Source organism: Streptomyces sp. NPDC003036, from assembly GCF_040611175.1.
In the GTDB taxonomy this organism is placed as follows: domain Bacteria; phylum Actinomycetota; class Actinomycetes; order Streptomycetales; family Streptomycetaceae; genus Streptomyces.
Genome location: NZ_JBEXNO010000048.1, coordinates 41,606 through 55,855 on the forward strand (window position 1 = coordinate 41,606; position 14,250 = coordinate 55,855).

The following is a 14,250-nucleotide window of genomic DNA, read 5'->3' on the forward strand; positions in this document are numbered from 1 at the left end:
GCCGTGCCGTACGTGGAGGCGCTGCTCGCCGGCGCCCTGGTGGGGGTCCTGTACGCCGCGCTGCGGGTCGCCTCGCCCGCGCCGCCTCCGGTCGCGCTCTTCGGCCTGCTCGGCATGTTCCTGGGCCAGGCCGCGCTCCTCGCCACGCTGGGGGCGCGGTGAAGGCCTTCTCGAGGAACGCGGCGACCGCCTTCGCCGCCGGGCTCCTCATGGGCGCCGTCCACTGGCTCCTGGACATCGCCTCGCCCGCCCCGCCCCTGGTCGGCCTGACCGGCCTGGCCGGCATCGTCCTCGGCGAGCGCGCCGCCACGGCCGTACGCCGCCGCCTCCGCACGCCCCGCACCCCACACGGAGACCGATCATGACCGCCCCTGACCTTCCCGGCGATCCCCCCGGGCTCGTCGACGTCCACGCCCACTTCGTCACCCCCTCCTATGTACGCCAGGCCAAGGAGGCCGGTCACGCCATGCCCGACGGCGTACCGGCCTGGCCCACCTGGTCCGCCGCCGGGCACCTGGAGGTGATGGACCGCTGCGGCATCGACACCGCGCTGCTGTCCCTCTCGTCCCCCGGAGTGCACTTCGGCGACGACGGCGCCGCCCGCCGCCTGGCCCGCGAGGTCAACGAGGACGGCGCCGGGGCCGTCCGCGAACACCCCGGCCGCTTCGGCCTCTTCGCGTCCCTGCCCCTGCCCGACGTCGACGGGGCCCTGGACGAGCTCGCGTACGCCTTCGACACCCTCGGGGCCGACGGCGTGGTGCTGGAGACCAACACCCACGGCACCTACCTCGGCGACCCGAAGCTCGACCCTGTCCTCGCCGAGCTCGACCGCCGGGCGGCGGTCGTCTTCCTGCACCCCACCTCGCCGGTCTGCTGGGAGCGCTCGGCGCTCGGACGGCCGCGCCCGATGATCGAGTTCGTCTTCGACACCGCCCGCACCGTCACCGACCTGCTCATGGCGGGGGCGCTGGAGAAGTACCCCGACCTGAGGATCATCGTCCCGCACTGCGGCGGAGCCCTGCCGGTGCTGGCCGACCGCATCAACGGCTTCATGAAGATGTTCATGCCCGCCGACGGCCGGGCTCCCGACGCGGTGGCGCAGCTGCGCCGCCTGTACTACGACCTGGCCGGCCCCGCCCTGCCCCGCCAGCTCCCCGCCCTGCTCGGCCTCGCCGACCCCGACCGGCTGCTGTACGGCAGCGACCACGTCTGGACCCCCGCCGCCGGGGTGGAGGCACACGTCGCCGGGCTCGACGCCGCGCCCGCCCCGGTCGACGGCTCCACCTGGCGCTCCCTCACCACCGCCAACGCCCGGCGCCTGCTGCCCCGCCTCACCTCCTCCTCCCGCTGACCTCCGCCGATCTCACGGAGAAGCCGATGACGTCCGGCCCCGCTCCCTTCCCCCGGCACCTCCTCGCCCCCGAGGACCCGGTCTCGCTGCCACTGCCGCCGGTGGCGCACCCCGCCCCGGGCGTGCGGCTCCTGCGCGGGGCCGTCTACGCGCTGCGCGAAGGCGCCCGCCCGTTGGCCGTGGACCTGTGGCTGCCGCCGCCCGGGGAGGGCGGCGAGGCACCGCCCGTCGTCGTCTTCGTCCACGGCGGCGGCTGGCGCACGGGCAGGCGCGACGACCCGGGCCCGCGCCTGCGCGCCTGGCGGCCCGGCCCGTTCGCGCGCCTCGCCCAGGCCGGCTTCGCCGTCGCGTGCCCCGACTACCGGCTCAGCGGCGAGGCCCCCCACCCCGCACAGACCCACGACCTGGCGGACGCGCTGGCGTGGCTGCACGCCCGCGCCCGCGAGCTGGGCGTGGACACCGGGCGCACCGTGCTGTGGGGCGAGTCCGCCGGCGGCCACCTGGCCGCCCTGACGGCGCTGGACCACCACCTCCGCCGCGACGAGGCGCCCGCGACCGCGCTTGCGTCCGCGACCGTGACCGGGTGCGTCACCTGGTACGCGCCCACCGACTTCGAGCACCTCGCCGAGGACTGCCCGCCCGGCCGCTACGACCCGCGCGATCCCGGCACGCCGGAGGCCCTCCTGCTCGGCGCGGCCCCGGCGGACGCCCCGGACCGCGCCCGCGCCGCCGGCCCGGTCGCGCGGGTGACGCCCGGGGCGCCGCCGTTCCTGGTGCTGCACGGCACCGACGACGCGCTCATCCCCGTACGCCAGGCGGTCCGGCTCGCGGACGCGTTGCGGGGCGCGGGCGTGGAGGTGGAACTGCGGCTGGTGGAGCGCGGCGACCATCTGTGGGTGGGGCTGTCGGACGGCGAGGTGGAGGAGTGCTTCCTGCGTACGCTCGCCTTCTTCCGGGCCCGTACGGCCCGCGCCGACAATTAGGTATTTTGACATAGGTAAATATTCATAGCTATGCTGGAGGTATGCCCGAGACCAGCGCCGACCCCGCGCAGACCGACCGCGTAGCCGCCGTGCTCGTGGCCTGTCTGCCCGCGCTGAACCGGGCCCTCGACCGGCGCGTCGCCCGGGACCTTCCCTTCCCGCGGCTCCCCGAGGCCCAGCTCGCGCTGTTGCGGCTCGTCGCCGAGCGCGAGGGCGCCACGGTGCGGCAGTGCGCCGAGGCGCTGATGATGAAGCCCAACAACGTCAGTGCGCTCGTCTCCGCACTGACCGACCAAGGGCTCCTGGAGCGCCGCCAGGACACCGCCGACAAGCGGATCGCGCACCTCTACCCGACGGAGACGGCGAAGAGCCGCCTCGCCGAGGTCCGGAACCTGAAGGCCCGGCATATCTCCGAGGCGCTGGACGCCCTCACCGACGGCGAGCTGGACGCCCTGGGCTCGGCCCTGGGCGCGCTCGTGTCACTGACGCGCACGCTGCACCCCGCGTCCCAGCGCTGAGCGCGCTTCTCGTACGAACCCGCTTGCGCGCCTGCGTGCGCGCGAGCCTCACGTGCGCGCGTCCGCGCCTTCACGCGATCCCGTACGGCTCGTACCTCACACCCCCTCAAGGACTCGCACCCCCATGCCTTCCACCCCCGTGGACCACCTCGCCACGCCCGCCACCCACCCGCCGTCGGCGGACACCGCGCCGCGCGGGCGCCGCGCCAACCCCTGGCTCACGCTCGTCGCCGTCGCCTTCGGCCTGTTCATGGTCGGCCTCGACGGCTCCGTCGTCTCCATCGCCAACCCCGAGATCGGCCGGGACCTGCACGCCTCCACCGCCGACCTCCAGTGGGTCACCAACTCCTACCTGCTGGCGCTCGCGGCCGCCCTGATCCTCGGCGGCAAGCTGGGCGACCGCTTCGGGCGGCGTACGTACTACCTCGTCGGCGTCGCCGGCTTCACGCTCTCCTCGGTCGCCATCGGCCTCGCCGGCTCCATCGAGGGCGTCATCGTCTTCCGCGCGCTCCAGGGCTTCTTCGGGGCGCTGCTGATGCCCAACACGCTGGGCCTGCTGCGCGCGGTCTTCCCGCCGAAGAAGTTCGGCATGGCGGTGGGCATCTGGGCCATGGTGTCGTCCGTGTCGACCGCGCTCGGGCCCATCGTCGGCGGGCTGCTGGTCCAGCACGTCGACTGGGAGTCCGTCTTCTACATCAACGCCCCCATCGGCGTCGCCGCCCTCGCCTTCAGCGCCTTCGTCCTCCCGCAGAGCCGCAACACCGCCGCGGCGGGCGAGAAGTTCGACATCCCCGGCGTGGTGCTGCTCGCCGCCGGGCTGCTCGCCGTCGTCTTCGGCGTCGTCAAGGGTGAGACGTGGGGCTGGACGTCCGGCGGCACGCTGGCCGCCATGGGCGCCGGGCTCCTGCTCCTGCTGCTCTTCGGCTGGTACGAGACGCGCGTCGCGCACCCGCTGCTGCCCATGCGGCTGTTCCGCAACCCGGCGCTGACCATCGGGACCGTCATCACCGCGCTCAACTTCTTCGTGCTGCTCGGCGTGATCTTCTTCGTCATGCTGTACCTCCAGAACGTCCGGGGCTTCACGCCGGTCGAGGCGGGCGTGCGCACCCTGCCGCTGAGCCTCGCCTCCGTGGTCGCCTCCCCGCTGGGCGCCGCGCTCACCGAGCGCTTCGGCGCGCGGGTCACGATGCCGCTGGGGATGGTGTTGCAGGCGGCGGCGTCGTTCGGGATGCTCGCCTGGGGCGCCGACTCCTCCTACGCGGTGATGTGGCCGCCGTTCATCGCCCTCGGGCTGGGCGTCGGCATGGTGATGGCCGCGTCGTCCGATGCCATCGTCGGCAACGCGCCGGTGCGGGACGGCGGCGTGGCGGGCGGCCTCCAGGCCACCTCCCTCCAGATCGGCGGGGCCCTCGGGACCTCGGTCCTGATCTCCCTCATCAGCGGCCGCGTCGGCTCCACCCTCACCGCTGAGCTGACCGGCGCCGGGGTGCCGGCGCCCGTGGCGCAGGGGCTCGGCGAGGCCAAGGACGCGGTGGCGATGGGTGTCGCTCCGGTCTCCGACGGCATGACGGCGCAGCTGAGGAGCGCGGTGGTGGAAGGCAGCGGTCAGGCGTTCATGAACGGCGTGCACACGGCCGTCCTGGTCACCGGGGTGCTGACGCTCGCCGGAGCGGTGCTCGCGGCGGTCGGCGTCCGGCGCCGCCCGGCGCACTGACCGACCGCCGACTCCACGGCTCAGCTCTTCGTGGCCTTCTCCGTCAACAGGGAGTAGGCCAGTTGCAAGGCGTCCGCCCCCGCCGTCGCCGCCAGCCCGGCCATCACCGTCCGCGCCCCGCGCGGCCACAGGACCTGGCTCGCGGTGAGGGCGGTCGACACCCAGACGCTCATGCAGAAGGGGCAGGTCAGGAGCTCGGCCGCGGCCTTGTGGCTGCCCTCCCGGGGGGACTCGCTCAGCTCGGCCGGCCCTTGCGGACCCTCGTACGTCGTGAAGGGCGCCCGCATGGGGCTGGTCACGGAGCTCTTGGTGAGGAGCCTGCTCAGCCGGAAGGTCGCCACCGCCGTCAGTGCCACGTCCCACGGCTCTGGGCGCACCGGCGGCCGCGCGCCCCTCCACCGGATGGCCGCCGCCCACCCCGACGCGTAGAGCCCGTACCCCGCCATGGCCGCGAGGTAGCCGCCCAGGGGGCGGTCCTCCCCGCGCGAGTAGAGCCGGCGTGTACGTCGCAGAAGTTCCACCATGCGTCCCGCTTTCGTTCGGGGCCCGCTCGCCACCGGGTGGCGAGCCGGGCCGGCTCCATGGCCGCGTCCATCGGGCAAGGGGCGCGCGGCCCCACCACCCCTACCCGTCTTTCCCCGCCCGTCCCTCACGGGAGCCGCCGTACGCCTCCTGGCGCAGCGCGCGCAGCCGGTCGCTCGGCCGCAGGCCCGGGGCGCTGCGCGCGTACGGGTCGTAGCCCGGCGAGGTGCCCGTCCACGGAAGCCGCGCCGACAGGGTCAGTACGCCCACGGGCCGCCACGGCTGCCCCCGCGCGGCGACGCAGAGGTCCAGGACCACGTCGGTGCGGGCCAGATGCCGCCGCAGGGCCCCGAGGCCCCCGCGCACCGAGGGGTGCGGCCCGCGCGGCACGGCCGCCAGCCAGCAGGTCCGCCGCCCGACCCGGTACGCCGTCAGCGTCCCGTACGGGCCGCGCAGGGGACGCCGGCGCGGCAGCGGCACATGGCGCAGCACCCGCCCCGCGCCACTGGTGGTGAGCAGCAGGTCCCACGGCCGCCCCGGCCCGGAGGCGTCCTCCACCCGCAGGGCCAGGCCGAAGCCGTCCGGGAGCCGCTCCGGCAGCCCGAGCGCGCGCGACCAGCGGGCCGTGACGCGGTACGTCCCCGGCTCGTCCAGCAGCGCCACTCCCCAGGCGCGGTGGGCCGAGCCCAGCACGGTGAGTTCCCCGGAGCAGTTCAGGCCGTCCGGGTGCAGCGCCGGCGCCCGGCGCCGCCGGGCCAGGAACCGGCCCAGCGCCCGGGCGGGCCCACCCTCCATCAGCTTTCGCCGCATGCGTACGCCCTCTCAACGCCTGTAGGAGTCCTCGCGGGGCAGCGGCCCGACATCGGAGTGCCGCCCCGGCCGGATCGCGGCGTGGCGCTGCCCGGGACCCAGCCCGTCGCGGGCGGCCAGGGCGTCGGCGACGGCGCCGGTCGCGAAGGCGTAGACGGCCTTGTGCAGCAGGTCCACCGCCAGCTCCTTGCGTGGCCAGGTGGACGGCGGGGCGCCGACTCCCGTCGCGTTCTCCAGGATCTGGTCGTTGGTCAGCCGGACCACCGCGAACTGCGCCGAGGACAACGGCCCGCGCAGCCCCGCGTGCGCCATGACCGACCGCAGGACGCCGAGCGCGGCCGCCTGGCCGAGGTGCATGGCCCAGTTGACGGACGTCGGCTGCCTGCCGGGCCGCTCGGCCGCACCGGTCAGGCGTTCCAGCACCCGCGCGGGGACGTACGAGTCCGGCCGGCCCGTCACGCGCTGCTCGATCTTCTCGCCCAGCGTCATCACGAGCCCGCCCGCCGCACCGGCGAGCATCCCTTGCCACAGTGCGCGCTCCATCATGTCGCGCCGGGTACCCGGCGACGCCGCACGTATCCGCGGGCGGTGCCGCGGCACTCGATCGGCGTACGGCGTACGGCTTCACCGCGACGCGCCGGGTAGACGCATCCCGTGAGCGTCCCGTGCCGTCCCGTGCACCCACCTCCCGCCACCGGCAGGAAGGCAGCAGCCCCATGAGCGAACCGGCCCGCCCGCGGTCGATGGCCGTCTGGGCCCTGATCGGGGCGGCCGTGATGGCCGCCGTCGACGAGATCGTCTTCCACCAGATCCTGGGCTGGCACCACTTCTACGACCGCTCCTCCGGCGCCGTGGGCCTGCTCTCCGACGGGCTGCTGCACACGGCCGAGCTACTGGCCCTGGTCGCCGGGCTCTTCCTTCACGCCGACCTGCGCCGCCGCCGCGCCCTGGCCCCCGCCCACGCCCGGGCGGGGTTCTTCCTGGGACTGGGGGCCTTCCAGCTGTTCGACGGCGTCGTCGACCACAAGCTGCTGCGCCTGCACCAGATCCGGTACGGCGTCGACGTCACGCCCTACGACTGGGCCTGGAACGCGGCCGGCGTGCTTCTGCTGCTCGCCGGCGCGGCCCTCGCCGTCCGCGCGGGCCGCACGACCGTGCCCTCGGCGCGGTGACACCTGCGGAAGGGCCGGGACCGTTCGCCCAGGTCACCGCCATGGTGGCCCTGTCGGCCGTGGCCGCGTACCTCCTGGCCGCCGCACGCCTCCGCCGCCGGGGCGACGCCTGGCACCGGCGGCGTGACCTCTCCTTCACGGCGGGCGGCGCCGCCGTGATCTGGGCGGTACTGGCCGGACCGGTGGGCGCGCCGATGGGAGGACCGGCCGGCGGGCCGCCGGGAGGGCCGTTCACCGCGCACACGGCGCAGCACCTGGCGGCCGGCATGGCGGCACCGCTGCTGCTGGCCCTCGCCCGCCCGCTGACCCTGGCCCTGCGAGCCCTGCCGCCGGGCCGTGTCCGCCGGGCCCTGCCGGCCCTCGCACGCTCCCGCCCGGCGGCCTGGCTGCTGTTCCCGCCGGTGGCGGCGCTCCTGGACCTCGGCGGCCTGTGGCTGCTCTACCGCACCCGCCTGTTCGCCACCACCCACCACGACCCGTGGGTGCACGCCGCCGTGCACGCGCACGTGCTCGCCGCCGGGCTGCTGTTCACCTTCACCGTCTGCCGGCTCGACCCGGTGGGCCCCCGGTGCGGCCTGCCCGTGCGCGCGGCCACCCTGCTGGCCGCCGGCACCGCCCACGCGGTCCTCGCCAAGACCCTGTACGCGGCGCCCCCGCCCGGTACCGCCTTCACCACGGCCGACCTGCACGCGGGCGCCCAACTCATGTACTACGGCGGCGACGCGGTCGAACTGGCCCTCGCGCTGACGCTGGGCGCCCAGTGGTACGCCGCCACCGGCCGCGCCCGTACCCGGGCTCGTACCGGCGATCAGGCGGCGGAGAGCACGGCCACGTCGTACCGCTCCTCCACGGGCGCGGGGGAGGAGCCCCGCTCCGCGTGAGCGGCGGCTTCCAGGCGCCGCAGACCGTCCTGGAACTCCACCGCGGTGAGCGGGGTGAACTTCGACTGCGGCCGGGCGACCATGCGGGCGTGGTACTCCCCGAGGCTCGCGGTGACCGGCCGGGCGAACGACGTGACGCTCCGGACCGTGAACCCGGCCGCGGCGAAGTCCTCCAGCACCTCGGCCTCCGACGGGAACCGCCGCTCGTCCAGCTCCCGCAGGCGCGGCCAGTAGTCGTACACCAGGGCGTCCAGCCGCTCCCGGAAGGTCGTCCGGATGACGATCACCCCCTGGGGGCGCAGGACGCGGGCCAGTTCGTGGGCGGCCCGGCGCCGGTCGGGCACGTGATGGATCACCCGGGACATCAGGGCGAGGTCGAACAGCCGGGAGCGGGTGGGCACGGCTTCCGCCGTGCCCGCCAGATAGTGCACCCCGGGGTGGGAGTTGAAGCGGCGGGCCTGCCGCAGCATGGCCTCCGAGGCGTCGACGCCGACCACACGCGACGGCCGCAGCCACCGGGCCATCGCCGAGCAGAACATGCCGGTCCCCGCGCCGACCTCCACCACCGAGGGGGCCGGACGGCCCGCGAAGGAGCCGATCAGCTCCGTCCAGGCGCGGAGGGACTCCTCGGGCATCTCGTTGCCGCTCTGATACGCCCCCGCCAGCCGCTCGTCGTCGTACACCCGGCTCACGCGTCGGCCCTCAGGGCATCGGCCAGTACGGCGGCCGCCTTGGCGACCAAGGGGTCGTCACCGGAGGCGTCCCGCTCCGGCTTGGTGGTCATCACCGCCAGGACGACCGGCGGACGTCCGGGGGGCCAGGCGATCCCGGCGTTGTTGTTGGTGCCGTAATCACCGCCGCCGGTCTTGTCGGCGACGGTCCAGTCGGCGGGGAGCCCCTTGCGGAAGCGGTCGAGGCTGGTGGTGTTGGCGAGCAGCCAGTCGGTGAGCAGCCGGCGGTCGTCGGGGGCGAGCGCGTCACCCAGGACGAGCCGGGCGTACGTCCGCGCGATGGCGCGGGGCGTGGTGGTGTCCGTCTCCCGCTCCGGCTCCGCCGAGTTGAGCTCGGGCTCCCAGCGGTCGAGGCGGGTGACGTCGTCGCCGAGGGAGCGGCAGAAGCGGGTGATGGCGGTGGGGCCGCCCAGCTCCCGCAGGAGGAGGTTGGCGGCGGTGTTGTCGCTGTGCGTGATGGAGGACGCGCACAGGTCTGCGACGGTCATCCCGTGCGCGAGGTTCCGCGGCTTCTTGGTGACCGGCGACCACCCGGAGCGCTCGACGTACTGCGCCGTATAGCGGATGCGGCGGGCCAGGAACGCGCCGTCGCGGTCCAGGTCCCGCAGGACCGCCGCCGCGCCGATGGTCTTGAACAGGGAGCACATCGGAAAGCGTTCGTCCGAGCGGTACGCCACCGTGCGCCCGGTGGCGGTGTCGTACGCGTACGCGCCGAGCCGGGCCGAGTGCTCCCGCTCCAGCCCGCGCAACCGCACATGGGCTGCGCGGGCCGGGGCCGCCGCGTGCGCACGGGCCGGCGGGGAGACGGCGGCCAGGGCTGCTGCGACGGCTCCGGCGGCACCGGCGGCCAGGATGGTCCGGCGGGTGGTCGTGCGGGCTTCGACGGGTCGCACAGTCGTGTGCCTTTCGTTCGTACGGCGGGACATCTGACAGGACGTCACCAGACACCACACCGGTTGCCCCACGCATCAGCACGCATCAACACGCACCCATACGCACCCATACGCAGACCGCCACGCGTCAGCCGCGCGCGCCGAAGACCTGCGTCCACCACGGCCCGCCCGAGCCGGAGTGGATGCCCATGCCGATCTCCTTGAAGGCGCAGTTCAGTATGTTGGCGCGGTGGCCGGGGCTGTTCATCCACGACTCGACCACGCTCGCCGGGGTCTGCTGGCCCCGCGCTATGTTCTCGCCGTAGGTGCTCCACCGGTACCCGGCCGCGGAGACCCGCTCGCCGGGCCCCGAACCGTCCGGCGAGGTGTGGTCGAAGTAGTCGCGGGCCGCCATGTCCTCGGAGTGGCCCTGTGCCGCCGCCGCGAGCTTGTCGTTCATGGTCACCGGCGCGCAGCCGCTGTTCGCGCGCTCGCGGTTCACCAACTCCGTGACCTGCTGCGCGAAGCCGCCTCCCGAGGGTCGGTACGACGGCGAGGACGCGGGCGGCTTCCGGGACGGGGTGGGCCGGGGCGGCGTGGTGCTCGGCCGCGCGGACTTCGGGGGCGCGGCGGGGGAGGAGGACGCGCTCTTCGAGGGGCTCGGCGACGCGGTCGGCGTCGTGCTCGGGGACGGCGCGGTCTTCGGGGCCTTCGTGGCGGCGGGGACGGACGGCGCGGAGGACTCCGGCGCCGCCGCCGTCCGCACGGTCCCGCCGTCCGCGCCGTCGCGGGTGTCCGGCCACAGCCGTATGACACCCAGGGTCCCGCCGAGCACGGCGGCGCCCAGTATCACCGCGAGCGCGCGGCGCCTGCGCCGGGAACGCTGCCTGCGATCCCGCCGCGAGTCCCGGCCCGCCTGCCCCCGCCCTCGGCCTCGTCCCGGCCCATGCCCCGGGCCCTGGTCCTGCGGCCTGCCGCCGTACGTCACCGGCGCCATGGCCCCGGTCGGCGTCACGTCCGGCACGGCGGAGGCGGCGAGCGGCACCAGGCCGAGTCCCACGAGCAGACCCTCCGCGGGGACCAGCCCCGAGGAGTGGCCCGAGCAGGCCGCGCACCCGCGGGCGTGCCGGGCCACCCGCTTGCGCCACAGCGCGGACGGCACGCCGTCCCAGGCGTGGACGAGGGTGTCGAGCTCCGGGCAGCGCGGCGCGGCCGACAGCGCGCGCACCACCAGCCGGGCCGTCTCCAGCTGCGCCTTCATGCGCTGGACGCGTACGGCGGTGTGCTCGGGCGACAGCTCCATCGCGGCGGCCACCTCGGAGCGGGTGAGCTCACCCGCCGCCTCCAGCCACCACAGCGACAGCAGTTCGCGGTCGTCGCGCTCCAGCCAGCGGGTGGCCTCCGCGACTTCGCGGCGCTGCCCGGACAGGCCGAGGCGCACGATCGTCAGGTCGACGAAGTCGGCACCCGGGTCGGCGACGTCGTACGCGTCGTGCAGCGCGCCGGTATCCGGGGCGGAGTGGTGGTCGCGCCAGCGCCGGCGTATCTGGTTCATCGCGATCGCGACGAGCCACGAACGGAAGCTCCCGGGGTCGCGCAGCCCGCCCAGCCCCTCCAGGGCGCGGATCATGGTCTCCTGCACGATGTCGTCGACGTCGGCGTGGCCGTTCAGGGCCCGGCCGACGATGTTGTACACCAAGGGCATCCAGGCGGCGACGAGCGCGTCCTGAGCGCCCTGGTCGCCGTTGCGTGCGGCCTCGATCAAGGGGGCCATGCTCTGCTGGGTCACGGTCCGTGTCCACTCTTTTCCGACGGCGGTGCGCGTTGTGTGCACCGCTTGGGAGACCGCCGGGGGGCTGGCGGATAACAGGAAACGGCAGAGTAGCCGGAAGTTTTTTCGCCTACTGTGCGAGCGTGAGCGTTCATGTCGTCATAGGTTTCGGGCCCGCCGGGGCCGCCACCGCCCGGTTGCTGGCCCAACAGGGCCACGCGGTAAGGGTCGTCACCAGATCGGGCCGTCCGCCGGAGCCGGGGATCGAGCACCTCGCGTGGGACGCGGCCGACAGCGAGCGGCTGACCGAGGCCGCGCGGGGCGCGGTCGCGATCCACAACTGCGCGGGGCTGCCCTACCACCGCTGGGCGAGCGACTGGCCGCCGCTCGCCGCCTCGGTCTGCGCGGCTGCCGAGGCGACCGGAGCCGTCCTCGTCATGCTGGGCAACCTCTACGGCTACGGCCCGGTGGACGGCCCCCTGACGGAGGAGCTGCCCCTCGCGGCGACCGGCCCGAAGGGGCGGCTGCGCGCCGCGCTGTGGGAGCGGGCGCGGGCCCTGCACGAGCAGGGGCGCATCAGGGCGGTCGAGGTGCGGCCCTCGGACTTCTTCGGCCCCGGCGTGACCGACGGCGGGCACCTGGCCGCCCGCGCCATGCCGCGGCTGCTGCGCGGCAAGCCGGTCGCGACCCTCGGCGACCCGGACGCCCCGCACAGCTGGACCTACCTCCCCGATGTGGCCAGGGCCCTGGTGGAGGTCGCGGGCGACGAGCGGGCCTGGGGACGCGCCTGGCACGTCCCGACGCAGCCCGCCCTGTCCGTCCGGCAGATGGTCGACCGCCTCGCCGCCGAAGCGGGCACGGGGCCGGTCGCGGTGCGCGGGCTGTCACCGGCCCTGCTGGGGGTCGCGTCGGTCTTCTCCCCGCTGATCCGCGAACTGAAGGAGGTCCGCTACCAGTTCGACCGTCCGTTCGTCGCCGACGCGAGCGCGTACGAGGCCACGTTCGCGGTACGGGTCACCCCTCTCGACGAACAGGTCAAGGCGACGGTGGCCTGGTGGCGCGAGCGGCAGGCCACCACGGGGTGACGGAGGGGGCGCGGGCCATGCGGCCCTCGGCGGCCTGCGCCTGGTCGTTCCCGGTACGCCGCCGGACGCCGTCGCGTTCACCCCGCACCGGGTGTACGCGGAGAGCGGCGAGGACGTGGCCGAGCTCGCCGGATGGCTCGGCCGGAGGCTTTCCCCGTCGGCTACGAGGAGTTCGACGGGGGCCTGGTCCTCATCGACGAGACCGGCCGCTTCTTCCTCATGCACCACACGGGGCCCTATTTCCTGGGCATGAACGCGTACGAGGCCATCGCCTGCCTGGTGCGCGGCGGCCAGGCGGACGCGGAGGGGTACTCCGTCCGACGCGGCCCCGGGGACGGCACACCCGGCTCACGTGGCGGCGGCCGCGCCGCGCCGCGCCGGCAAGAGGCAGGCCGGTGTTGTCCGCGGCGTCAGGCCCTCCACCGCGGATGAGGAGATCGTCTGCCATCAGCTGCGGACGAGGCCGCCCAAGTCCTTGTGGCCCACTCCCGGTGCGGTCAGCGCGAGCCAGCCGTGGCCGCGTATCCGGCTGCCGGCACCGATCCCGGTGGGGTCCACCGACAGGTTGCCGCAGGCGGTGGCGACGTCCGCCGTGCCCTCGTTGGGCTCGGCCTCGTCATACTCCGGATCGAAGTCCTCGTCGTCGACGCGCAGGTCTTCCCAGGGCAGCGGCTCACCGACCCACTCGGGATCGCCCTCGCGCGTGTACCGGCGCCGGATGCGTCCGTGCTCGGCGACCACCCAGACGTTCGCTCCACCCGCTTCGTCCTCGAAGAACATCTGCGCTTCGCCGCAGTGGGCGCTCAGCCGTTCCACCGCGCTCATCCACGCGCCCCAGCCGGCGCCGACCGCGACCTCCAGGTTCCCGATGACGAGCCGCCAGCCGTCGATCTCCGGCGTGACGAACACCGGGAACGCTCCAGGCCTGTGCGGCAGCCGCACGACGTCAGCCCCTTCGTCGAGAGTGACGGGGAACCGGTCGTGCAGGTCCAAGGCGGTGAACAGGCCCTCGTAGCGCTCGTCCGGCACCGCGTACCACCAACTGTCCGCCAGAAGCGGGGAGGGCTTCTCGTCACAGGACTTGAGCAGAGCCCGGCGTGCGAGCAGCATCCTGTCGCGGTCGTCCAGACGGTCGGTGAATCCGGCTTCCAGCAAGGCACGAAGCCTGTTCTCGATCATGAATCGGCAGCATAGGCCCAGCCACTGACAACGACCCGACGTCCGACGGCGACGAGGGGGGTGATCTTGTTCCGGCTGTCCCTGCCGTAGCCTCAACGTGATCTGTTCATCCAGAAGTTATGGCTGTACCACCGCTGTGGTGTGGGATGTAGCTCGTGAAAAACCCAAGAGGCATCAATTGACGAAGCACAGGATCGCCGCCCGACTCGCCGGCGTGGCCGCTGTCGGCGCTGTGGTGGCCGGTGGCACCGTAGCGCTGGCGCCGGCCGCGTCCGCGGTGGGCTCCAGTGCCTGCACGAAGAACGTCGCCGACTACGACTCCCAGACGGACACTACGGTGAACTTCCGCACCGGACCCGGGACCGGCTACACCGCAAAGGGCACGGTGCCCTCCTCCACCGAGGTGCGCGTCTACTGCACCGCCAAGGGCGGCGCGTGGGCCTACCTGAAGGTCACCGAGGGCGCACACAAGGGGAAGACCGGCTGGATCGCCGACAAGTGGCTCGCTGTTCCCATGCAGACGAGCTGACAGGGATCCGGTAGTTGCTCCTGTCGTGACGGCGGGCCCCCGGGGCCGACCAGCGCGTCCAGCGCCAGGCAGTCGTCGAGCGTGCGGAAGGCGTGCACCCCGGACGGCAGCCGGTCGCCGCCGAGCCCGCGC

At 74.4% G+C, this 14,250-nt stretch carries 18 protein-coding genes; 11 read left to right on the forward strand and 7 right to left on the reverse strand.

Annotated features, from left to right (window positions below):
* Window positions 1-3 precede the first annotated feature (3 nt).
* From ABZX67_RS28550 to ABZX67_RS28575, 6 genes are all read left to right on the forward strand, one after another.
* Window positions 4-162, forward strand: coding sequence for a DUF1427 family protein (locus tag ABZX67_RS28550; RefSeq protein WP_355365913.1), 159 nt, complete (start codon window positions 4-6; stop codon window positions 160-162).
* Complete coding sequence (locus ABZX67_RS28555; RefSeq protein ID WP_355365916.1) at window positions 159-365, forward strand: DUF1427 family protein; 207 nt, start codon at window positions 159-161, stop codon at window positions 363-365. The genes ABZX67_RS28550 and ABZX67_RS28555 overlap by 4 nt, the downstream gene beginning before the upstream one ends.
* Complete coding sequence (locus tag ABZX67_RS28560; protein WP_355365919.1) at window positions 362-1,351, forward strand: amidohydrolase family protein; 990 nt, start codon at window positions 362-364, stop codon at window positions 1,349-1,351. The genes ABZX67_RS28555 and ABZX67_RS28560 overlap by 4 nt, the downstream gene beginning before the upstream one ends.
* A 26-nt stretch (window positions 1,352-1,377) precedes the next feature.
* Window positions 1,378-2,334, forward strand: coding sequence for an alpha/beta hydrolase (locus ABZX67_RS28565; RefSeq protein ID WP_355365922.1), 957 nt, complete (start codon window positions 1,378-1,380; stop codon window positions 2,332-2,334).
* A gap of 41 nt (window positions 2,335-2,375) precedes the next feature.
* Window positions 2,376-2,852, forward strand: coding sequence for a MarR family transcriptional regulator (locus ABZX67_RS28570; protein ID WP_355365925.1), 477 nt, complete (start codon window positions 2,376-2,378; stop codon window positions 2,850-2,852).
* 124 nt (window positions 2,853-2,976) lie between these two features.
* Window positions 2,977-4,566 carry an MFS transporter gene (locus tag ABZX67_RS28575; RefSeq protein WP_355365928.1) on the forward strand — a complete coding sequence of 530 codons (1,590 nt, stop codon included), beginning with the start codon at window positions 2,977-2,979 and terminating at the stop codon, window positions 4,564-4,566.
* Between the two features lie 20 nt (window positions 4,567-4,586).
* Here the strand turns inward: ABZX67_RS28575 and ABZX67_RS28580 are convergent, their stop codons facing one another.
* The 3 genes from ABZX67_RS28580 to ABZX67_RS28590 form a co-directional block, all read right to left on the reverse strand.
* Entirely contained in the window at window positions 4,587-5,090 is a 504-nt protein-coding gene (locus tag ABZX67_RS28580) for a DUF1360 domain-containing protein (protein WP_355365931.1), read from the reverse strand.
* Window positions 5,091-5,190: 100 nt separating this feature from the next.
* Entirely contained in the window at window positions 5,191-5,898 is a 708-nt protein-coding gene (locus ABZX67_RS28585) for a phosphodiesterase (RefSeq protein WP_355365934.1), read from the reverse strand.
* A gap of 12 nt (window positions 5,899-5,910) precedes the next feature.
* On the reverse strand, window positions 5,911-6,444 hold the full coding sequence (locus tag ABZX67_RS28590) for a hypothetical protein (protein ID WP_355365937.1): 534 nt from the start codon (window positions 6,442-6,444) through the stop codon (window positions 5,911-5,913).
* A gap of 170 nt (window positions 6,445-6,614) precedes the next feature.
* Here ABZX67_RS28590 and ABZX67_RS28595 point away from each other — a divergent pair, with 170 nt between their 5' ends.
* Complete coding sequence (locus ABZX67_RS28595; protein ID WP_355365940.1) at window positions 6,615-7,070, forward strand: DUF2243 domain-containing protein; 456 nt, start codon at window positions 6,615-6,617, stop codon at window positions 7,068-7,070.
* On the forward strand, window positions 7,067-7,951 hold the full coding sequence (locus tag ABZX67_RS28600; RefSeq protein WP_355365943.1) for a cytochrome c oxidase assembly protein: 885 nt from the start codon (window positions 7,067-7,069) through the stop codon (window positions 7,949-7,951). Before ABZX67_RS28595 ends, ABZX67_RS28600 begins: the two co-directional genes overlap by 4 nt.
* Here ABZX67_RS28600 and ABZX67_RS28605 read toward each other — a convergent pair.
* From ABZX67_RS28605 to ABZX67_RS28615, 3 genes are all read right to left on the reverse strand, one after another.
* On the reverse strand, window positions 7,879-8,643 hold the full coding sequence (locus ABZX67_RS28605; RefSeq protein WP_355365946.1) for a class I SAM-dependent methyltransferase: 765 nt from the start codon (window positions 8,641-8,643) through the stop codon (window positions 7,879-7,881). The two genes, ABZX67_RS28600 and ABZX67_RS28605, sit on opposite strands and share 73 nt — an antisense overlap.
* Window positions 8,640-9,575, reverse strand: a complete 936-nt coding sequence (bla, locus tag ABZX67_RS28610) for a class A beta-lactamase (protein ID WP_355365949.1) — start codon at window positions 9,573-9,575, stop codon at window positions 8,640-8,642. Before bla ends, ABZX67_RS28605 begins: the two co-directional genes overlap by 4 nt.
* A gap of 127 nt (window positions 9,576-9,702) precedes the next feature.
* A complete protein-coding gene (locus ABZX67_RS28615) occupies window positions 9,703-11,328 on the reverse strand; it encodes a sigma-70 family RNA polymerase sigma factor (RefSeq protein WP_355365964.1) in 1,626 nt (541 codons plus the stop codon).
* Window positions 11,329-11,468: 140 nt separating this feature from the next.
* Here ABZX67_RS28615 and ABZX67_RS28620 point away from each other — a divergent pair, with 140 nt between their 5' ends.
* Both ABZX67_RS28620 and ABZX67_RS28625 read left to right on the forward strand, forming a co-directional pair.
* Entirely contained in the window at window positions 11,469-12,410 is a 942-nt protein-coding gene (locus ABZX67_RS28620) for an NAD-dependent epimerase/dehydratase family protein (protein WP_355365952.1), read from the forward strand.
* 132 nt (window positions 12,411-12,542) lie between these two features.
* Window positions 12,543-12,842 carry an SUKH-3 domain-containing protein gene (locus ABZX67_RS28625; protein WP_355365955.1) on the forward strand — a complete coding sequence of 100 codons (300 nt, stop codon included), beginning with the start codon at window positions 12,543-12,545 and terminating at the stop codon, window positions 12,840-12,842.
* 15 nt (window positions 12,843-12,857) lie between these two features.
* Here the strand turns inward: ABZX67_RS28625 and ABZX67_RS28630 are convergent, their stop codons facing one another.
* Window positions 12,858-13,589: a hypothetical protein gene (locus tag ABZX67_RS28630; RefSeq protein WP_355365958.1), complete on the reverse strand. Its 732-nt coding sequence runs from the start codon at window positions 13,587-13,589 to the stop codon at window positions 12,858-12,860.
* 178 nt (window positions 13,590-13,767) lie between these two features.
* On the opposite strand from ABZX67_RS28630, the gene ABZX67_RS28635 reads away from it, so the two are divergent.
* Window positions 13,768-14,118, forward strand: coding sequence for an SH3 domain-containing protein (locus ABZX67_RS28635; protein ID WP_355365961.1), 351 nt, complete (start codon window positions 13,768-13,770; stop codon window positions 14,116-14,118).
* The last annotated feature ends 132 nt before the right edge of the window (window positions 14,119-14,250 follow it).